The organism is Thioclava sp. F36-7 (assembly GCF_002020075.1).
Taxonomy (GTDB): Bacteria; Pseudomonadota; Alphaproteobacteria; order Rhodobacterales; family Rhodobacteraceae; genus Thioclava; species Thioclava sediminum.
Map to the genome: position 1 here is coordinate 12,387 of NZ_MPZR01000009.1, position 18,900 is coordinate 31,286.

The 18,900-nt window shown below is 61.2% G+C and carries 19 protein-coding genes and 1 pseudogene; 5 read left to right on the top strand and 15 right to left on the bottom strand.

Features of this window, described 5'->3' with window-relative positions:
- Positions 1-160: 160 nt before the first annotated feature.
- Positions 161-340, top strand: a pseudogene (locus BMI89_RS16040) (IS256 family transposase); the annotation flags it as partial.
- 43 nt (positions 341-383) lie between these two features.
- Here BMI89_RS16040 and BMI89_RS16045 read toward each other — a convergent pair.
- The 7 genes from BMI89_RS16045 to BMI89_RS16075 form a co-directional block, all read right to left on the bottom strand.
- Positions 384-899, bottom strand: coding sequence for a TRAP transporter small permease (locus tag BMI89_RS16045; protein WP_210402170.1), 516 nt, complete (start codon positions 897-899; stop codon positions 384-386).
- 13 nt (positions 900-912) lie between these two features.
- Positions 913-1,947 (bottom strand): TRAP transporter substrate-binding protein DctP, encoded by a 1,035-nt coding sequence (dctP, locus tag BMI89_RS16050; protein WP_078571839.1) that lies wholly within the window; start codon positions 1,945-1,947, stop codon positions 913-915.
- A 39-nt stretch (positions 1,948-1,986) separates the two neighbouring features.
- Positions 1,987-3,282, bottom strand: a complete 1,296-nt coding sequence (locus BMI89_RS16055; RefSeq protein WP_078571840.1) for a TRAP transporter large permease subunit — start codon at positions 3,280-3,282, stop codon at positions 1,987-1,989.
- A 207-nt stretch (positions 3,283-3,489) separates the two neighbouring features.
- A complete protein-coding gene (locus BMI89_RS16060) occupies positions 3,490-4,761 on the bottom strand; it encodes a TRAP transporter large permease (protein WP_210402171.1) in 1,272 nt (423 codons plus the stop codon).
- Complete coding sequence (locus tag BMI89_RS16065) at positions 4,758-5,288, bottom strand: TRAP transporter small permease (protein WP_246832053.1); 531 nt, start codon at positions 5,286-5,288, stop codon at positions 4,758-4,760. The genes BMI89_RS16060 and BMI89_RS16065 overlap by 4 nt, the downstream gene beginning before the upstream one ends.
- 90 nt (positions 5,289-5,378) lie before the next feature.
- The gene (gene dctP / locus BMI89_RS16070; RefSeq protein ID WP_078571842.1) at positions 5,379-6,377 is read right to left on the bottom strand and encodes a TRAP transporter substrate-binding protein DctP; all 999 of its coding nucleotides are present in this window, start codon (positions 6,375-6,377) and stop codon (positions 5,379-5,381) included.
- Positions 6,378-6,485: 108 nt separating this feature from the next.
- Positions 6,486-7,703, bottom strand: coding sequence for a CoA transferase (locus tag BMI89_RS16075; RefSeq protein WP_210402172.1), 1,218 nt, complete (start codon positions 7,701-7,703; stop codon positions 6,486-6,488).
- 85 nt (positions 7,704-7,788) lie between these two features.
- Between BMI89_RS16075 and BMI89_RS16080 the strand changes: the two genes are divergently transcribed.
- From BMI89_RS16080 to BMI89_RS16090, 3 genes are all read left to right on the top strand, one after another.
- Positions 7,789-8,724 carry a hydroxymethylglutaryl-CoA lyase gene (locus BMI89_RS16080; protein WP_078571845.1) on the top strand — a complete coding sequence of 312 codons (936 nt, stop codon included), beginning with the start codon at positions 7,789-7,791 and terminating at the stop codon, positions 8,722-8,724.
- Positions 8,725-8,746: 22 nt separating this feature from the next.
- Positions 8,747-9,436, top strand: coding sequence for a GntR family transcriptional regulator (locus BMI89_RS16085; protein ID WP_078571847.1), 690 nt, complete (start codon positions 8,747-8,749; stop codon positions 9,434-9,436).
- Positions 9,437-9,794: 358 nt separating this feature from the next.
- On the top strand, positions 9,795-10,880 hold the full coding sequence (locus BMI89_RS16090) for a hypothetical protein (RefSeq protein WP_078571848.1): 1,086 nt from the start codon (positions 9,795-9,797) through the stop codon (positions 10,878-10,880).
- A gap of 645 nt (positions 10,881-11,525) precedes the next feature.
- On the opposite strand, the gene BMI89_RS16095 is transcribed toward BMI89_RS16090, so the two are convergent.
- Genes BMI89_RS16095 through BMI89_RS16130 form a run of 8 tightly spaced genes read right to left on the bottom strand, consistent with a single transcriptional unit; the run spans position 11,526 to position 18,034 of the window.
- Positions 11,526-13,457 (bottom strand): aconitase family protein, encoded by a 1,932-nt coding sequence (locus BMI89_RS16095; protein WP_078571850.1) that lies wholly within the window; start codon positions 13,455-13,457, stop codon positions 11,526-11,528.
- Complete coding sequence (locus BMI89_RS16100; protein WP_246832054.1) at positions 13,454-13,882, bottom strand: RraA family protein; 429 nt, start codon at positions 13,880-13,882, stop codon at positions 13,454-13,456. The genes BMI89_RS16095 and BMI89_RS16100 overlap by 4 nt, the downstream gene beginning before the upstream one ends.
- A complete protein-coding gene (locus BMI89_RS20915; RefSeq protein WP_078571852.1) occupies positions 13,879-14,151 on the bottom strand; it encodes a hypothetical protein in 273 nt (90 codons plus the stop codon). The genes BMI89_RS16100 and BMI89_RS20915 overlap by 4 nt, the downstream gene beginning before the upstream one ends.
- The gene (locus tag BMI89_RS16110; RefSeq protein ID WP_078571854.1) at positions 14,148-15,449 is read right to left on the bottom strand and encodes a TRAP transporter large permease; all 1,302 of its coding nucleotides are present in this window, start codon (positions 15,447-15,449) and stop codon (positions 14,148-14,150) included. The genes BMI89_RS20915 and BMI89_RS16110 overlap by 4 nt, the downstream gene beginning before the upstream one ends.
- Complete coding sequence (locus tag BMI89_RS16115; protein ID WP_078571856.1) at positions 15,449-15,763, bottom strand: TRAP transporter small permease subunit; 315 nt, start codon at positions 15,761-15,763, stop codon at positions 15,449-15,451. Before BMI89_RS16115 ends, BMI89_RS16110 begins: the two co-directional genes overlap by 1 nt.
- Before the next feature lie 54 nt (positions 15,764-15,817).
- Complete coding sequence (locus BMI89_RS16120) at positions 15,818-16,750, bottom strand: IS5 family transposase (protein WP_038142964.1); 933 nt, start codon at positions 16,748-16,750, stop codon at positions 15,818-15,820.
- 40 nt (positions 16,751-16,790) lie between these two features.
- Positions 16,791-17,003 (bottom strand): TRAP transporter small permease subunit, encoded by a 213-nt coding sequence (locus BMI89_RS16125; protein WP_078571857.1) that lies wholly within the window; start codon positions 17,001-17,003, stop codon positions 16,791-16,793.
- A 59-nt stretch (positions 17,004-17,062) separates the two neighbouring features.
- Positions 17,063-18,034, bottom strand: coding sequence for a TRAP transporter substrate-binding protein (locus BMI89_RS16130; protein ID WP_078571859.1), 972 nt, complete (start codon positions 18,032-18,034; stop codon positions 17,063-17,065).
- Positions 18,035-18,147: 113 nt separating this feature from the next.
- Between BMI89_RS16130 and BMI89_RS16135 the strand changes: the two genes are divergently transcribed.
- Positions 18,148-18,861: an FCD domain-containing protein gene (locus BMI89_RS16135; RefSeq protein WP_078571860.1), complete on the top strand. Its 714-nt coding sequence runs from the start codon at positions 18,148-18,150 to the stop codon at positions 18,859-18,861.
- The last annotated feature ends 39 nt before the right edge of the window (positions 18,862-18,900 follow it).

Consider the following 18,900-nt stretch of genomic DNA (forward strand, 5'->3'; position numbering starts at 1 on the left):
GATCTTATGGAGAAAGCAACCTCAGCTTAGTGTCTGCTACGGACCGCCTGCTGACCCACTCTACGCGATGCTCGAATGTCGGGTTTGGGCCGTTCACTGCGCCGAAGCAGGAAGGGCGGGGAGCGGCCGTTCGCTGCGCTCGATCCCAATGCCGGCTTTGCGGCTGAACGAGGAATTCCGCCGCCGCATCAAGAGCCAGACCGTGCTCTCCTTCGCCGGAGCCGTGCCGATGCTCCCGTGGGCGTCGATGGCATCGAGCCAGATCCAAGTGCGAAAGGTGGATGGCTGGAAAATGATCCCTCAACCGATCGCGCCGATCGCGCTTGACCTCGTCGCCTGATCGGACGCACCTGCACATGCTCGGAGCAAGCTGCTGATGCGGCTCAGACTTCCTGAAGCTCCTGATGCTTCTTGTCCCCGCCGCGATCCGGCCAGATCGTGGCGTCGAGGAAGTCGAACAGGAATTGCAGCGCGAGCGTGCCGAAGCCGAGCGGCAGCAACGCGTAGGGGATCACCATCGGCGTGCCGAAGCTCGACGATACCCGCTCGCCGTAGTCCCACGCCTGATAGGCCATCAGGAAGCCACGCCACGTCATGATCCCCGCAAACGCCATCCCCGCCAGCGCGATGATCGCCTGCGTGCCCCGTTTGACGAGGGGCCGCGCGTTCTCGACGAAGAAGGTGATCCGGATATGGCTGTCCGTTCGCTGCACGTCAGCCGCCACCATGACGGCGACATAGACGATCAGGAACGTGTTGATCTCGAGCGACCAGGAGGTCGGCGCCGCGAAGATGTATCGCATCATCGCATCGTAACAGATCGTCAGAACCATGAAGACCAGCACCAGCTGACCAAGGAACCGCGTGCCCCGCACGATACGGTTGAAAATCGTCCTCACGGCGCCCTCCCTTTTAGCTCGCCTGACCGGTCGCAAGCGCGATGGCGCGCTCGCCGAGGTCCTTGCCGACTTCGTCGATCCAGGCCGCGCGGACTTCTTCAGCCGACTTGGTCAACGCTTGCAGATCTTCCTCCGAAGGCTCGATCACCTCGATCCCGGCCTCCTCCACCATGGGCCAATATTCGTCCTTGTAAATGACGTCATTGGAGTATTTCGCGCCCTCGGCGTCGAACCAGTCGGCGGCGGTCTCGAACGCAGCCTTGGTGTCGGCGTCCATCGCCTCCCAACGCTTCGGCGTGACGAACAGACCGATACCGAAGCCGGTGATCGGCAGCTTGTAGACATGGTGCAGCTGCTCTTGCAGCGAGCGCCCGATGATCGTCGAGATATTGGCCACCGCCGCATCGACCGTGCCGCGCTGCAGCCCGAGGTAAAGTTCCGAGGACGGAAGACGCACCGCCGCGCCGCCGAAATTCTCGATGACCTTGGTGCCTTCGAAGCTGACGACGCGGACCTTCTTGCCCTTCACGTCGGCAATCGAACGGACCGGGGCATCCGCGCTCGACCAGATGTATTCCGGCTGCAGGATGTTGCCCATCATCGACACCATGTAGAGGTCTTCCTTCGCCAGTTGCTCGTTGATGAGGTCGAACAGCGGGCTGCCTTTCTTCAGGCGGTCAGGATTCTCGTAAAGCTCTTCGACGACGCCGGGCAGACCAGTTACGCCGAGAATCGGCACCGAGCGGGTGATGTAGCTCGTCGTATGGAACATGAAGTCAATCGTGCCTGCGCGCAGGGCGGGCAGTTGCTCGTCGGCCTTCAGCAGCTTCGCGCTGTCGTAATAATCGACCGTCACAGCATCGCTTTGATTCAGCCGCTCGACGAAGCCCGCCGACCCGTAGGACAGCGCCTTGTAGCTCGGCGGCAGGTAGCTCACCCCGGTCAGCGTGGTGTTCGCGAAGGCCGGACTGCCGGCCATTCCCAGAACCGCGCTCCCTCCCATGAGTGCGGCTCCGGTTGCCAGGAAATTGCGTCTTGTCTGCGTCATTTTAGTTCTCCTCCCTTTGAACTTGCAGAAACGATCCGGTCACAGCAGGCTCGGAAGCCAGAGGCTGATCCCGGGGAACAGCACGAAGATCATCAGCATCACGAATTGCACCGCGACGAAGGGCACGATGGAGCGGACGATTTCTTCGACGCTGAGCATCGGGCACACCCCACGCAGCGCGTAGAGGTTGAGCCCCACCGGCGGCGTCACCACCGCGATCTCGAGATTCATCACGAGAATGATGCCGAACCAGAGCGGGTCGTAGCCGAGCGTCTGGATCAGCGGCAGCAGGATCGGCGTCGTCACGACGATCAGCGACACGGCATCGACCAGCATCCCCAGCAGGATCAGCGCCAGCATCAGGATCACGAGGATCCCCCAGTTCGGCAGATTGGTCGAGGTCAGGCTTTCGGCCACGATCTCGGGCACCCGCACGAGGTTGAGGTAATCGCCGAAGATTTTCGCGCAGCCGATGATCAGAAGGATCGTGCTGGAGACCTTCACCGACGAGGCCAGGATCAGTGCGAGGCTGCGCCATGTCAGCGCGCGGAACACCAAAACTGCGATGAGAAACGCGCCCAACGCCCCGAAGGCCGCGGCCTCTGATGGGGTCGCGATGCCGGAATAGATCGAGCCGAGCACGATCACGACGAGCAGCAGCGCGTGCCAGATACCGGCGAGCGAGCGCATCTTCTCGCCCATCGACGGCGCGGGGCCTTCCTCGCTGGGGGCTTGCTCGGGCTTCAGCCGCACGCGGATATAGATGTAGAGCGACAGCGCCGCCGCCAGCGCGATCCCTGGCAGGATCCCCCCGATGAAGAGCGAGCCGACCGAGACGCCCGACACTGCGCCGTAGATGATGAAGGGCACAGAGGGCGGGATCAGCATGGCAAGTGCACCCGACGAGGCGACCGAGCCTGCCGCCAACCCCCGCGAATATCCGCGTTCCAGCATCTGCGGCACCGCGATGGAGCCGACCGCCGCGACGCCCGCGACCGAGACGCCGGACACCGCACCAAAGATCGCGGAGGCGCCCACGGTCGCAATCGCCAGCCCGCCGCGCAGCCATTGCAGCCATAGGGCCGCCGCGCGGAACAGGTTCTTGCCCACCGGTGTCGCGCCCAGCAGATTGCCCATCAGGATGAACAGCGGCAACGCGATCAATTCGAACGAGTTGAGCTGGCCGAAAAACGACGTCGGCGCGAAGAAAAACGCGAGCGATCCGCGCGCCATCCAAAGACCGAGCAGACCGCTTGCGCCCAGCGCGAGAAAGATCGGCGCGCCGATGCCGATCAGGCCGATCAAGGCAATCACCACGATGACAGGTTCAATCATCCGGTGGGCCTATACCGTGAAAATCCAAGACGCATATTCTCCTCCCTCTGGTCTCTCCCTGACCGCCTGAGTCGCTACTCCGTCACGGCCCTCCCCGGCCTAGACAGATCTCGCGCCGCGCGCCTGGCCCAGCGCGCGCGGGGCGTCCGGGGCGCACGGGGCGCGCTTCGGGCACAGCCCCGCCATATGCCGCACCGCCCAACCTGGTCACAAACTGAACGGAATGAACAGCGCGAGGCCGGGCAGCAGGCACATCGTCACCGCTATGAGCAGCATCAGCAGCACGAAGGGCGTCACCCCCTTGATCACAGTGCCGATCCCGGTCTTCGCGATCGCCTGTATGACGAAAAGATTGAGCCCGACCGGTGGTGTGATCAGCGCGATCTCGATCAACAGGACGAAATAGACGCCGAACCAGATCGGATCGATCCCCAGCCCGATCACGGTCGGCAGGAACACCGGCACCATGATCAGCAGCATCGACATGCTCTCGAGGAACAGCCCGACGAAGAGCAGGATGATCGACACGATCAGTAGGAAGACCCAGCGGTTGTCGCCCGCCAGCTCGAACATATGCGCGACCTGCGCGGGGATCTGGTAGAGCGTGATCGCGCGGCCGAAGATTTTCGCGCCGATGACGATCAGGAAAATCACCGAGGTCGTCATCACGGAGTCGCGGACCGCCGCAAGGAAGCCCTTCCAGCTGAGCGAGCGTTGCAGCACCGTGATCAGCAGCGCGACCGAGGCCCCGATGCCCGAGGCTTCGGTGGGCGTGAAAGCGCCGGAATAGATGCCGCCCAGCATGATCACCGCGAGGATCGCGGTCGGCATGGCGCGACGGCTCGCCCGCAGCCGCTCGGGCCAGGTGGCTTTCGGCGTGGCGCTGGCGCGCGAGCCGATGGTGGAGGCGAACACCGCGTAGATGCCGAAGACGACGATCAAGGCGAGGCCCGGACCGATCCCGGCGAGGAACAGCTTGCCGATGCTCTCCTCGGCGATCACGCCATAGACGATCAACGGGATCGAGGGCGGGATCAGAATGCCCAGCGTGCCCCCGGCGGCCAGAAGGCCGAGGGTGAAGGATTTGCCATAGCCGCGTTTCGTCATCTCGGGGATCGCCACGGTGCCGACGGTCGCGGCGGTGGTAACAGAACTGCCCGAAATCGCAGCGAAGACACCGCAGGACAGGAGCGCCGCGATGCCAAGGCCGCCGGGCAGATGCCCGACCCAGCTTTGCAGCGCCACGAACAGATCGCGCCCGACCCCGCCGCGCAGCAGGATGTTGGACATCAGCAGGAACAGCGGCACCGCGAGCAGAACGAAGTCATTGACCCCGCCGAAGAGGTTCGAGGGGATCAGCGCAAGCGGCAACCCTTTGAGCACGATCAGCAGCGTGCCGAAGGTCGCGAGACCGAAGGCGACGGGCAAGCCGGTCAGCAGCAAGGCGATCAGCCCGAGGATAATCAAAACCGGGATCATGCGCCCTGCCCTTCGTCTTCGTGAAATTCTGGATCTTCAGAATGACTGAATTCGGGCGGCGGACGCATCCAGAGCCGAGCCGCATCCGCGAAAGCCTGCAGCGCGAGCAACGCGTAGCCGATCACGACCGGCGCCTCGACGATCCATTGCGGCATCTGCAGCATGCTCGCCGTGCGCCGCCCCATCTCGACGCTTTCCATCAGCTCGCCCCAGCAGAGCCAGACCGCGAGCACCGAGAAGCCGCCAATAACGAGCAGCGAGAACAGTTCCACCAGTCGCGCGACGTTGGGGCTGCGATGTCCAATCAGCGCGGTGATCCGGATCATCCGCCGATGGCGCAGGCTTTGCGCCATCGCGATGAAGGTCAACCACAGCATCAGGGTCGTTGCGACATCCGCCGTCCAGCGCGTCGGCGCGTGCAGAATGTAGCGTGCGAGCGCCTCGTAGCTGACCATGCAGCAGATCGCGACGATGGCGATATCAGCCCCCCATGCCGCGATGGAGGAAACAGCGTCGACGGCCCGCAACGCGCGCGGACCGTCCTGCGAACCGGAGCCCCCCGAAGGGGTCTCCGGCCGCTGAGGAATGTGCTCATCCATCATGGCGCGGGGCCGCGATCAGTAGAGCGCGCGAACTTCGTCGACCAGCTTCTGGCCGACATCGCCCGCATCTTTGATGTAGATGTCGATCGCCGGGGCCGAGGCTTTGCGCCACTGCTCCATCTCATCGTCGGACAGGTCTGTAACCGTGGCATTGCCGCTTTCCTGCAGCCATTTCGCGGCTTCCTCATTCTGCTTCCGGGTATTGGCCCGCATCGACATCTCGGCATCATGCGCGGCCTGATCGACCCAGCCCTTCTCCTCGTCGCTCAGCGAGGCGTAGACATCGGGATTGATGACCACGATGAACTCTGCCAGAGCGTGGTTCGTCATCGTAACGTTGTTCATCACCTCATAAAGCTTGCGCGATTTGGTGGCGGTCGTGCCGCTCATGCCGATATCGACGGTGCCGCGCTGATAGGCCATGAATTGCTCGGAGCCGCCCATCACGACCGGGGTGCCGCCGACGGCCTCGATGAAGTCGCCCGAGGGCTTGCCGAGCGCGCGCACCAGCTTGCCCTTCATGTCCGCGGGGGTGCGGATCGGCTGGTCCTTCGAGAGGATTTGCACGGGGCCGTAATCCTGCCACCAGAGAACTTTCGTCCCGGTCTTGCCGATCAGGTCGTCGAAGGTCTTGCGCACGGGGCTGTCGGGTTCGGCGGCCTTCGCGAGCACGTCGTAGCTCGGGAACAGGAAGGGCTCGCTGAAAAGACCCGCGGCCGGCACGGTGCCGGAATATTCGTCCGCCAGCACGACGCCCATATCGATCGCGCCGCTCGCCACGGCCTTCGGAACTTCGCTGCCCTTGAAGAGCTGCGCGCTGTCATAGATCTCGACCTTGATATCGCCGCCCGAGAGCTTCTCGACCTCGTCCTTGAAGGTCACGAGGTTCGCGCCGATCGGGTGATCGACCGACACCTGAACGGTCGCGCGCAGAGTCTTTTCGGCCATCGCCTGTCCGGTGGTGCCGATCAGTGCGCTGCCCACGAGCATCGCGGCAATTGCATAAGATTTCATGATAGTCCTCCCAATGAGTGCCGACCTCCTTGCCGGCCTTTTGTCTGGCGAAATGCCATCACTGCCCGACGCGCGCCGCTCCTCCAAAGCACGCGCCGAACGAAAAGCTCAGACGATCCCCGCCTCGCGCAGCTCCGCGATACGGTCGGAGCTCATGCCGAGCTCACCTCCCAGAATTTCCTCCGTGTGTTCTCCCAGTTCGGGACCGACATGGCGGATCTCGCCCGGCGTGTCGGACAGGCGCGGCGCGACGTTCTGCATCTTGATCGAGCCGAAATCGCGATGCGGCAGCTCCACGATTGCCTCGCGCGCCTGGAAATGCGGATCGTCGATCATTTCGGCCGCGCTGTAGATCAGACCGCAGGGCACGCCATGCTCGTGCAGCACCTCCTCCAGCGACTTCAGATCGAGCGTCCTGGTCCATTCGTTGATCTTGCCGTCGAGCGCGCGCATGTTCTTGCCGCGCGCCGAATGGGTCGCATAACGCTCGTCCTCGGCCAGTTCGGGCTGCCCCATCGCCGCGGCAAGCCTGCGAAACACCGTGTCCTGATTGGCGGCGATCAGCAGTAGCTTGTCGTCGCGGGTCTCGAACACGTTCGAGGGCGAGACATTCGGTAGGGTCGCGCCCGTGCGCTGACGCACGTAACCCGCGACATCATATTCGCTGACCGTGCTTTCCATCATCGCCAGCACCGCCTCGTAGATCGCGCTGTCGACGATCTGGCCCTGCCCGGTGCGTTCGCGCGCATGCAGCGCCATCAGCGCGCCCATGCAGGCATAGACCGCGGCGAGTTCGTCGCCGATCGAAATACCCATGCGGCTCGGCGGCGTCGACGGATCGCCCACGACATAACGCAGACCGCCCATCGCTTCGCCGATCGCGCCATAGCCCGCGCGCTTGGAATAAGGTCCGCTCTGGCCGAAGCCGGTGACGCGCACCATGATCAGGCGCGGATTGATCTTTCTAAGATCCTCATAGCCGAGGTTCCACCGCTCCATCGTGCCGGGGCGGAAATTCTCGACCAGAATGTCGGTCGAGCGGATCAGGTCGCGCACGATCTCCTGCCCCTCTTCGGTGCGCAGGTTGAGCGTCAGCGATTTCTTGTTGCGCCCGACGACCGGCCACCAGAGCGATTTCCCATAGGGCTTTTCCTGCCCCCAAACCCGCAGCGGATCGCCGGAGCCGGGCTGCTCGCATTTGATGACCTCGGCGCCGAAATCGGCAAGCAACTGACCGCAGAAGGGGCCTGCCAGCAATTGTCCCATCTCGAGCACGCGAACATCATTAAGCGGCCCGCTGCGCGCGGTTTCTGCCTTCGTGGCCATATGGTATTTCATCCTCTTCCTCACGTCGGCCCACCAGAGCGGACTCGACTCTCCTCAAAATTAATGCATACATTTTTGAAGTTGCATGGCAACAATTTTTCTTCGGGAGGGCGAAATATTGGGAAATAACGTCGAAATAGTGGATGTTTCCCTGAGGGACGGTATCCAAAATGAGAAGAAAATCCTCTCGATGGATACAAAACTGGAGCTTCTGCAGGGCATTATCGATGCAGGCGCGCGCCGGGTGGAGATCACCAGCTTCGTCCATCCGACGAAAGTGCCGCAGATGGCCGATGCAGAAGACATCTGCGCTAGGCTACCGCGCGAGGGGATGCGCTATATCGGGCTGGTGCTGAACCATCGCGGCTTCTTGCGCGCGCAAGCGGCAGGGGTGGACGAGATCAACTACGCCATCGTTCTCAGCGACACGTTCAGCCAGCGTAACCAAGGCATGACGACCGAGGACGGCATCGCGCAATGGCGCGACATCGCTGCGGGCGCCAAGGGAAAGCAGAAGACGAACGTGACCTTCGCGGCGGGCTTCGGCTGCCCCTTCGAGGGCGAGGTTCCGGTCTCGCGGTTGATCTGGGTGCTTGATCAGGTGATGGAGACACCGCCCGACGAACTGACGCTGGCCGACACGATCGGCGTGGCCTCGCCGCGCGATGTGACCGAACGGGTCGCAGCCGTGCGCGAACGCTATCCCGACCTGCCGATCCGGCTGCATCTTCACAACACGCGCAACACCGGGCTCGCGAATGCCTGGGCGGGCTATGAGGCGGGCGTGCGCTCTTTCGATGCGGCGCTCGGCGGTGTCGGCGGCTGCCCCTTCGCCCCGCGCGCGACCGGGAATGTGCCGAGCGAGGATCTTGTTTACATGTTTGAGCGCTCCGGTATTAGAACCGGATACGATCTGGATAAGACGATCGAGACCGCGAAGGCGCTCGAGAGCGCGGTGGGGCACGAGGTGCCGGGGATGCTCATGAAAGCGGGCGGCTTCCCCAAGCCTCAGACGGCCTGATCAGGCGAAGGAGAGGGGCGAAATGGGACACAAAGAGGAGGGCGGCGCGCGGATCGGCGCCGCCGAGCAGGCCTATCTTGCCATTCGAAAACGGATCTTCTCTGGCCATTACGCCGAGAATGAGCGTGTGACCGAAGCCGAGATCGCACAGAGCCTGCAGATGTCGCGCACCCCGATCCGCGAGGCGGTGAAGCGGCTGCTGCTCGAGGGGCTACTGACGCGAGAGGCAGGCCCCGGCCTGCGCGTCGTGGGCCTCGGTCCCGACGAGATCGAACAGATCTTCCAGATCCGCCTGCTGCTGGAATCCTACGCCGCGAAACGTGCCGCCGGTTTCGCCGATGAGACCCAATGCACCGAGCTGCAACGGCTGGCAAAGCGCATGGCAAACCACGTGCCGCCACGCAGCGAGGACGATTTCCGCGAGATCACCGAGGCGAACCGCGAGTTCCACCAGTTGATCCTCGTGGCTTCGCGCTCACCGCGGCTGGAGGCGATGCTGTCGCTCGTGGTGAACCTCGCTCTGGTTGCGCGCACCTTCCACAGCTATGATGAAGCCGCGATTGAACGCTCCGCCGCGCATCACCAAGAAATTGCAGATGCGATCTGCTCGGGCGACCCGAATTGGGCAGAGACCGCGATGCAGACCCACCTGCACGCCGCCGCGACGACGGCGCGCAAAGGGTTCGCCGCCGGATCCGCCCCGGAGGCTTAGACCGCGGCGAAAAGCGGCGCGCCGATATAAGACCTGACCTGCCTCCTGCGAGATCCCTCACCATGATGTAGAGTCTACCCGACCTTGAAGGAACAGGCGCATGCGAAAGAGCCGTTTCACCGAGGCGCAGATTATCGGGAATGATCGAAGAGCAAGAGGCAGGCACGCCGACGTCTGAAGTGGAGCCGTGACCCGCCCTTCGCTGTATCAGACACAAAGGTCGGCTTTGGGCCGGCCTCGAACGGAAAACAATTCGAAATACGTTTCGGTGATGCAAGCGACGCTGATGGTTTCTTACACGCAAGAATGCAAGTAAGCGTTTGGATCTGCTGTAGACGTCTATTTCGCAGATAACCGAATGTTCATTTTTCCATATTACCTACGCCTCTTTCTCAAGTTTGGCACCTGCAACGGGACCACCAACGAGTTGGGCGACATCGGGCCCGCAGAGTTCCTTGGGAGTCGGGATGACACGGATAAGGAAAGCGTAAGGCTTTACCGAGCCCTTGCACGAACGCTTAGCGCGGATGGGTTGAAAGGAATTCAGACAGAAACACGTCTTAGCCGAGAAATCCAACGGTATCACGGAAGCAAGTCTTCAGATCCTGAAGCCTACAGGGAAATAAAGGCGCTTCAAATGTCGTCATTGTCGGATTTGCCGATTACCAACGATGTCTCGATTTTACTTTCGCCGCCTGTGATGCAATCTAGTCCGAGGAAGCGCGATTCCATCTTGGAGATGATTGAGCGGGCGGAGAAGCTCGCAGTGGGGTCACGAAGCGGAAATACTACGCGTAAGGACTTCCTGTATTATCCGTGGTTGGGAGCTGGTAAACCTCTCGTTCCCGTGCCCAACGAGACGGAAATTGAGCGTGTTGAGCGTTTGGTCACCAGTGATGTCGTGTTCTTTCTGTGGGTGGTGGCTCTCATTTCAAGCGATGGTATTTGGTCAAGAATCGACATTGAAAACCTTGTCCCCGCACGCGCTGACCTGCTTGGAGGTGCATGGGTGTCTTGGCTACAAGTCTTCACTCCGCAACCGAAAACAGCACCTAAAAGAGGGCCAAAACCCGTGTATCAAAACGTTGCGACGTTTCTGGTTAGCGGAGACCCAGATGGTGGGCCGATGCAAACAGTTGCGGACGAATTAAGTGCCTTGGATCGCAGTAAAAAAAGGCTCACCGCGCGCGTATTGGATCGGCATCGCACTCTCTTGGAAGCCGCATTTGCCGCGAATTTTGATGCGGAGGAAGAGCATCCCAATCGCGCGGAAGAGTTGGCGGCGGTCGCATGGTGCGTTGGATTAGTTCTGGGGTTCCTGCAGTTTTCCAAGGAGGTAGGTCTGTCTGAGCTGCGTGATAAGTATCCTTCGGCGGATTTGGATAGGGCCTTTGATGATGGGTTGGCGTTTTGGTCTCATTTGGTGCGTCGAGCGCGCGCATAAAATGCCCCCCACAGGTTTGCGTGAGGGGCGCAGTGTTCGTCTATTTCCCCTTGCTTCCCCCGTTAGAACGCCCGCCGCCACTCGGGTTGCCTGTTGTGGACGGCCAACCTCCGCCGTTTCCTTGTCCTTTGCCCATTTCAATGTCCTTTCCATATCTGTTTGGTCTAGGTGCCTCCAAGCTACAGTAAATCCGCCGAAAACATTCAGATGGGTTGGGACAAAGCGACATTGAGGTTCAAGACCATTTGAGCAGTGCTTCCGCTTGGCTCAAAGCAGTATTGATACCCACAGAGTGTCCGTTGTCAGAGTTTTTGGGAGAAATGCCGGCCTAAACCAAGGGAGCCTCTGGCTCATTTTGCAGGTTTGATTGTGCAGCGAATGTCCGCTTCGACCGACCGCATTGCAGCGCCACAGAGTTATGCACAACGGCTGCTCCGGGCCGATCACTGCGCCCAAACAGGAAGGGCGGAAACCGGTCATTCTCCGCGCTCGTCTCGAATGGCCGGTTAGGGAAAGGAGCTCGCTCAGGGTTCAAGGCGACGCGGTATGTCCGCGTCGCGCTTATCCGAAGGAAAATGCCAGCGACAGACAGGGGACACTTATGCCGCGCATAAAAAACGCTGAGACGAAGCGCCCAAGCGATGGTCAGGACGTCGCCTCTGCCAAATCTTCGAACGTGCAGATGCGCCCGGCGATAGCACTTGCGATGACCGTTGGCGGACTGGCCAACCAGGTTTTTCCCGGCCCGCCACGCCCTGGGAAATTCCGGTTGATCGCAGAGATCGTCACTTGGTCCGCTCGCTCCGAGACGCCTGGACCGCATTGGCCACAAGCGCCGCAAGACGGCCCAAGCAACTCCGCTCCGATCGCCTCGAAAACCTCCAGGTAACCTTGACGGATGCAGTAGTCTCGCACCTGAACCGTGCCGCATTGAAGATAGAGGGCAACGCCGGGCGCAACGGTCATGCCGCGGTCGGCGGCCCATTTGGCAACTTCGAAATAGCGGTCGAAGTCGTCACGCTTTCCTGCGGTGCAGGAACCGCCATAGGCGATATCGACCTTTACGGTCTCCGCCATCTCTTCAACTGGAATGCCATTGCCCGGATCCCCGGGGCGGGCCAGCATCGGACCAATCTCGGAACAATCGAGCGAAATTATCTCGGCATAAGTGGCGCCTTCGTCCGAATGCATCCAGTCTTCGACTTCGAACTCGACGCCACGCCTCTCCTTCAAGAAGCGCACCGTTTCCCTGTCAGGGGCGCAGAGTCCTGTGAGGCCGCCAAGTTCAGCCACCATATTGGTCAAGGTTGCCCGTTCATCGATCGACATGGCCGATACGACAGGTCCAGTGAATTCGAAAATTCGGCCAAGACCGCCGCCGCCGCGGATCAACTCCGTCGAGAGCAGCTCGAGCACCACATCTTTTGCAGTGACACCGCGACGCAATTCCCCTTCGAGGCGGACGAGCAGACTGTCGGCCATCGTGAGACGGATTGCACCAGTCATGAACGCGTTGGCCATGTCTGTTGTCCCGACCCCATAGGCGAAACATCCGACTGCTCCGGAATGCGGCGTATGGCTGTCGGTTCCGACGACGATCCCGCCAGGCAGCGCGTAGCTTTCGGCCATCATCGCGTGGGAGATGCCTTCGGACCCCTCTTCGCCGAGCAAGTAGCCGTGATCCTTCAAACCATACTGATTGGCGAACCTGCGATGCGCCTCGCTGAGTTCGCGCACCTGCGGCAGCAGTCCGAGCTTCAAGTGCGTAGGCGATCGGTGGGCATAGCTGAGGTGATCTTCGAACAGCACGATGGTTTCGGGATCATATAGGTCGAGAGGCGCTCCGAAACGGTCGTGAAGCATATGTGCGGCCATGGCAGTGTAATACTCGTGAATGAAGCGGTGATCAGCGCGAACGAAACCGCCAGTTCCCGGGCGCTGGTCCCAGTCGATGCCTTCGACCGCCGATGCATGACGCGCGACGATTTTCTGTGCCAATGTAAGAGGCCCCTCGGGCATGGTGCCGGCCAGCCTCGCATCTTTCAGCCGCGACTGACCGTAGGCCAGAAGCCCGCCCGCCTGAAGGATCGCCTGCGCGAGGCTGTCCCGACCTTCGACCAGTTCCTCAACGCCAATGTCTTCACCAGCGCGGATCCGGTCTACCAGGGTGAAATCAGTGGAAGTAAATATCCCGAGGTTGTCGCAATTCTGGCGATAGATCCGCTCGAAGCTTTCGGCAATCACCAACCGGATGCCTGCGGACTTCTCTGCCAGCGGCGAATGTTCGCGCGACGAGCCTTTCCCGTAGCGCTTGCCCGCGACGATGACCTCGAACCCACCCGTGGCAATGGCATTTTCTCCGATGGGTTTGTCATCGCCAATCGTCGTGCCGATATGGGCATAGCGCGCCAGTCTGGCGTCGTAGTTCAGAAGGATCTGGAGGGGCGTGATTTCGTCCGTAGAGATGTCGTTCCGTAACTCGCCAGCGTCTTGAAGGGTGATGTCCTCGCCTGAAAGTTGGCGAGCAATCGCGCCCGGCGCTGTGCCGAGCATCAGGATGCGTCCTTCGAATTTCATTGTTTTCCCTCGGGTTGCCGTAGCCAGACCATGTGCGACATGCGGCCCGCACGCGCCTTGGCGCGCGCCTCGGGCGTCTGGGCTGGGGCGGTTTTCAGTTCATATTCCTTGGCGGCCAGCGTTTCAGCCATTTCGAGGATTTGCGGTGCGGCGGCCTTTGGAATGACGACGACGCCATCGGCATCCGCCAGCACGATGTCGTCGGGACAAATGCGCACCTGCGCGCCCTCAGGGCCCGGCATTATTACTGGCACGCCATGGTCGTTCAGAGAGAACCTTCGTGCGCCGTTCAAAGGAATAGAACCGGTGGCGATAACTGGCATTGCGCTCTGCGCGATGGCCTCGCGGTCGCGGATCAGACCGTCGGTAATCAGACCAGCGACACCCGCTTCGGCAAGATCATTTGCCAATAGCTCCCCGGTCACGCCTCCTCCGCGGAACCCCCCGGTTGCAAGGACCATGACGGATCCCGGCTGTGCCAAAACTGGCAAGCTGTAGAGCTGCAGACCGACAGCGCTTCCATCCGTGCGGGTGACCACACCGCGCCCCCCTGCACGCAAATCGCCGGGCCGCAGATTGCCTTTGCCGCGCCGATGAACCCCAGAGATGGGTCGAGGGTTTGGCTATGGAAGCCGGCCTCGTCCAACACGTCGCTGACGAGCGCTGTGCCGAGTTTTGCGAAACGGTCAATCATGGCATCTCTCCCAGCAGCAGGTCCGGTAGGCCAGTCGACAAAACCGGGAAGAAGGTCAGAGCAACCAGCACCGCGAACGCGACCAGCACGAAGGGTATTACGCCCTTTGTGCCTTCGGCGATCGAGATCCGGCCGATAGCCGATGCTACGGCCAGCACGATCCCGATGGGTGGCGTTACCAGACCGATACAGAGGTTCACTGTGAAAACCACGCCGAAGTGGATCGGATCTACGCCGAGTTCTTGGCTGATCGGGAAGAGCACAGGCAACAGCATGACCTTGGCTGCGTTCTCCTCCATCACCATGCCGACGACAAGCAAAAGCAGGTTGATCACGAGCAGGAACACCAGAGGCGTATGAACCCAAGTCTGCATCCAGGCTCCGAAGCTCTCAGGCGCATGGACCCATGCCAGCATCCACGCGAAGAGCGAAGCGCCCGCAAGGATCAACATAACCGCGGAGGTTAGCCGGGTAGCTTCTGTGATCGCAGTCCACAACACTCTCCACGTCAGCTCGCGATACACGACCCCGGATACCAGAAGCGCATAGGCCACAAGAACGACTGAAGCTTCGGTTACGGTGAACAGTGCCGAGAGGACACCTGCCAAGAGCAGCACCGGCATCGCCAGTGCCGGCAGAGCGGCGATGAATTTGCGAACCAGTTCAGAAAGCGACGCAGGGGGGAAGACCGGATAGCCGTTTCGCTTGGCGATCCCCCAGGCGGCGATGATCAAGGCCAAGCCCCAGAGCAGCCCCGGCACGATGCCCGCGATGAACATCCGCAACACAGATTGATCCGTGAGGTAGGCATAGACGATCCAGGCGATTGACGGCGGAATGAGCGGAGAGATCGGCGACGAAGCCGCTGTGATTCCGACCGAATAACGCGTGGGATAACCGCTCTTGTCCATCGCCGGAATGAAGGTTCCGCCAATCGCTGCCGTGTCGGCCACGGCGGATCCCGAAATCCCGCCGAACAGGATCGAAGACAGCACGTTCGATATCGCGAGGCCGCCAGTGAAGCGCCCAACCAGAGCATTGGCAAAATCGATCAGCCGGGCCGAGATACCCCCGCCGGACATCAGCGCCCCCGCGAACAGAAAGGCCGGGATCGCCATGAGGGAGAATTTATCCATGCCCGCGAAGAGGCGTTGCGGTGCAATAACGGGACTGGCGCCGCCGTGAGCGAAGATTGCCAGCATCGCGCCCGCAATGATCGCGATCGCCAGCGGCACACCAATCAGGATACAAAACCCGATGCCGCCGATCAGAATGAGCGCCAACTCCGCGAGGTCCATCACAGGTCCTCCTCGGAAAGTGGGCCCGCGACACGGCCAGCGCGCGAAAGCACCAGCACCAGCGCCATGAGCGCGGCTCCGATCGGGATCGCCAAATAAGGCAATGACATCTTGATCCCCAAACCGGTCGAGGTCTGGCGCCCGCCGATCTTCATCAAAAGCCAGCCGTAATGTGCCAGAAGGCCGCACACCGTAAGTGTTATCGCATCGCGCAGCCACGCGACGAAAACCTGCGCACGGCGCGGCAGCATCTGAACCACGATGTCGATGGAAATATGCCTGTTACGCTCGAGTAACGCCGCAGACCCGACCATGGCTCTGTTGCACAAATCGGCTGAGGGTCGAGGTTCCCCTTCCCCCGGACAGACTCATCCCACGGCTTCAGTGACGGGTATGCCGAGTGCGGTGAAGCCGTTCAGGACGACCACACGGATCTGAAACTCGGCAACCTGACGGTCGAAGTCCCTGGCAGTCAGGCGTTGGCCCAGCAGCTTCACACAATGCATCTTCGTTTCGACGCGGCTCCGGCGGTGATAGCCGCTCCATCGTCGCCAGATGTTTCGCCCGAAGCGACGTGACGCGCGCAGGGCTTCGTTGCGCGCGATTGCTCCGGGAGTGTCGGGCTTCCATGGCCTGGCATTTTTGCGTGGCGGTATGACTGCGGCGGCACCTCGGGCGGCGATGGCATCGTGGCACTTGCGGGTGTCAAAGGCACCATCAGCGGTGACGCTTGCAACCTCGTGATCTGGCGGGATCTGGTCCAGAAGCTCTGGCAGCATGGGCGCGTCACCGACATCACTGGTGGTGAACTCGGCCGCGCGTATTTCCAGCGTTTGCTCGTCAATTCCGATGTGGATCTTGCGCCAGACCCGGCGCTTGGTGCCACCATGCTTGCGGGCGTTCCACTCCCCTTCGCCCTCGACCTTGATGCCGGTGCTGTCGATCAGCAGGTGCAACGGGCCGCCGGATCCACGGTAGGGAATATTGATCTTCAGGGACTTCTGGCGCCGCGACAGCGTGCTGAAGTTGGGCACGGTCCAGTCCAGGCCGGTCAGGCGCAGCAGGCTCTCAACGAAGCCCGTCGTCTGCCTGAGCGCCATGCCAAACAGCACCTTCATCGTCAGGCAGGTCTGTATGGCTGCGTCACTATAGTCAGGCTGTCGGCCACGTTTGCCTGTTGGCCTGGCCTCCCAGGTCATCTCGGGATCGAACCAGATCGTCAGCGAGCCACGACGCTTCAGAGCTTCGTTATAGGCGGGCCAATTCCTGGTCTTGTAGGCGGGGGGGCTGGGTCGGCTCATGCGCCCCCAGCTACCACGCTGGATTCACAAGATGAATCCCTCACGCGATTTGTGCAACAGAGCCCCCGACCATGGTAATCGCCACCAGGAGAAAGCGCGCCAGTTCCTCGGCCCAGACGGTCGGCGCACCGACGACGAACCTCGCAACGACCTGCGTTCCGATGGCGAGCAACATGGCGACGAGCAGGAGGTTGGCAATGAGGCCCGTGATTTCGGCTGTCCAATGAGACAGCCTCGCAAACAGCTTGGTCATGATCAGTCTTTCAGGAATGCGTGGTCGCCCCGCCAGAGACCGGCGAGGCGCTCAGATGATCATTCGGCGGCTTGAATGCGTTTGACCCAAGGGGCGAGGTCCGGGAACTGCGCAGCCATCGGTGCGAGCTTTTCGCGGAAAGGCGCAAGATCAGGCTCGATGATGGTGACGCCGTTTGCCTCCAGCTGAGCGCGCAGGTCACCGAGTTCGGCCTTGGCTTGCTCCGTGCCCCATTCGAAGGCCAGCTTGGCCTGTTCTTTGATGATGGCACGCTGCTCGTCGGTGAGGGATTGGAAGCGCGCGTCGTCGAAGACAAACGTATAAGCGCCATATACGTGATGGGTCATGATGACGTAATCCGCAGCTTCGTAATATTTCGACCGCAGATGCGCGGACAGAGGGTTCTCCACCGCGTCAATGATGCCCGATTGCAGGCCGGTATAGACTTCTTTCGAAGACATCGGCGTCGGCGAGGCACCAAGCGTTTCCCAGGTCGCGCGGAAGACCTCAATTCCAGGCACACGAATTTTCAGGCCATCCAAGTCGTCGACAGTATTGATCGGGCGCTTGGATGCCATTTCACGCGGCCCGCGCGACCCTGCGCCGACCAAACGCAGGCCGGAGGATTGCGCCAGTGCGTCGAACAGGTCGTCTCCAATCTCACCGTTGTAGACCCTGTTGAAGTGCTCTTCGTCGCGGATCAGGTAAGGGTAGCTCTCAATCGCAGCCAGTGGATCATAGCTGTTGAGCGAAGCCACGACGGTCATGACGATATCGTTTGTGCCGATGGCCAGCGCCTCAAGCGTTTCTCGAACGGACCCGGTAGAACCTGACAGCGCCAGTTCGATCTTTAGATCTCCATCCGATGCTTCGGCTACGCCATCCGCAAATCTTTGCGCGACTTGTCCCCACACCGTTTGCGGCGTCTCGACCGACGCCAGCTGCAGAACGGTTTCCGCATGGACGGAAAACGACGACGTCACCGCAATGAGCGCGCCGGCCGCCAAGCGAGCCTTGATAGAATTGAGCATTTTTTCCTCCTCCGTTCGCTTGGCTCCTCCCCAAGCTGTCTACCTATTATTCCAAATTACAGGTGGACACAATCCTGTTAGCTGATATCTACTGATCGGAAAGGAGGACGGGCATGTTGAAGGCCGAACAAGTGCGCCGGAAGCGGCTCTATGAAGACGTTGTCGAGCAGATCGAGAGCGCCATCGCCTCGGGTGACCTGCGCCCCGGTGACTTCCTGCCCGCCGAACGAGACCTCTGCGAGAATTTCGGCGTCAGTCGAACAGCGATCCGCGAGGCCTTGTTCGCCCTTGCTCAGAAAGGCTTGATCGATCTCGAGAACGGGCGCCGTGCTCGCGTGGTAGAACCGACGGCAGAGAAGATGATCGACGATCTTGCCGGCCCGGCAAAATTCATATTGTCCCGCCCGGACCGTCTACGCCAACTGCAAGAAGCACGGATGCTCTTCGAAGGCTTCCTCGCACGGCTCGCAGCGGAAAAAGCGACGGACGAGCAGATCGACGCGATACGAACGGCGCTCGAGGCCAACAAGGCCAAGATCGGCGACAACGAAGGCTTCGTCGAAACCAATATCGCCTTCCACCTCGAAATAGCGAAGGTCGCGGGGAACGTTTTCCTCGATAGCCTTCATACAGCCGTCCAAAGCTGGCTGGAGGAGCATCGCCGCGTGGCGATCCGCAGCAACGGCGCCGCGGAGCGTGCCTTCGCGCGCCATCAGCAGGTGTTCGACGGTATCGCAGCACATGATCCGGATGCCGCCGAGGCCGCAATGCGTGCACATCTTCAAGAATCCATCAATGCCTACTGGGCAGTGCGCAACGAAGCCTAATTCACCAACGCTCCCGCAGCGGCGACTGTGAGACCGCGG

What these genes read in the sequence shown, in the direction of transcription:
- dctP (WP_078571839.1), bottom strand. Translation starts at nt 1,947, where the DNA reads ATGACGCAGACAAGACGCAATTTCCTGGCAACCGGAGCCGCACTCATG.
- BMI89_RS16055 (WP_078571840.1), bottom strand. Translation starts at nt 3,282, where the DNA reads ATGATTGAACCTGTCATCGTGGTGATTGCCTTGATCGGCCTGATCGGC.
- BMI89_RS16060 (WP_210402171.1), bottom strand. Translation starts at nt 4,761, where the DNA reads ATGATCCCGGTTTTGATTATCCTCGGGCTGATCGCCTTGCTGCTGACC.
- dctP (WP_078571842.1), bottom strand. Translation starts at nt 6,377, where the DNA reads ATGAAATCTTATGCAATTGCCGCGATGCTCGTGGGCAGCGCACTGATC.
- BMI89_RS16075 (WP_210402172.1), bottom strand. Translation starts at nt 7,703, where the DNA reads ATGGCCACGAAGGCAGAAACCGCGCGCAGCGGGCCGCTTAATGATGTT.
- BMI89_RS16080 (WP_078571845.1), top strand. Translation starts at nt 7,789, where the DNA reads ATGGCAACAATTTTTCTTCGGGAGGGCGAAATATTGGGAAATAACGTC.
- BMI89_RS16085 (WP_078571847.1), top strand. Translation starts at nt 8,747, where the DNA reads ATGGGACACAAAGAGGAGGGCGGCGCGCGGATCGGCGCCGCCGAGCAG.
- BMI89_RS16090 (WP_078571848.1), top strand. Translation starts at nt 9,795, where the DNA reads ATGTTCATTTTTCCATATTACCTACGCCTCTTTCTCAAGTTTGGCACC.
- BMI89_RS16095 (WP_078571850.1), bottom strand. Translation starts at nt 13,457, where the DNA reads ATGAAATTCGAAGGACGCATCCTGATGCTCGGCACAGCGCCGGGCGCG.
- BMI89_RS20915 (WP_078571852.1), bottom strand. Translation starts at nt 14,151, where the DNA reads ATGATTGACCGTTTCGCAAAACTCGGCACAGCGCTCGTCAGCGACGTG.
- BMI89_RS16110 (WP_078571854.1), bottom strand. Translation starts at nt 15,449, where the DNA reads ATGGACCTCGCGGAGTTGGCGCTCATTCTGATCGGCGGCATCGGGTTT.
- BMI89_RS16115 (WP_078571856.1), bottom strand. Translation starts at nt 15,763, where the DNA reads ATGGTCGGGTCTGCGGCGTTACTCGAGCGTAACAGGCATATTTCCATC.
- BMI89_RS16120 (WP_038142964.1), bottom strand. Translation starts at nt 16,750, where the DNA reads ATGAGCCGACCCAGCCCCCCCGCCTACAAGACCAGGAATTGGCCCGCC.
- BMI89_RS16125 (WP_078571857.1), bottom strand. Translation starts at nt 17,003, where the DNA reads ATGACCAAGCTGTTTGCGAGGCTGTCTCATTGGACAGCCGAAATCACG.
- BMI89_RS16130 (WP_078571859.1), bottom strand. Translation starts at nt 18,034, where the DNA reads ATGCTCAATTCTATCAAGGCTCGCTTGGCGGCCGGCGCGCTCATTGCG.
- BMI89_RS16135 (WP_078571860.1), top strand. Translation starts at nt 18,148, where the DNA reads ATGTTGAAGGCCGAACAAGTGCGCCGGAAGCGGCTCTATGAAGACGTT.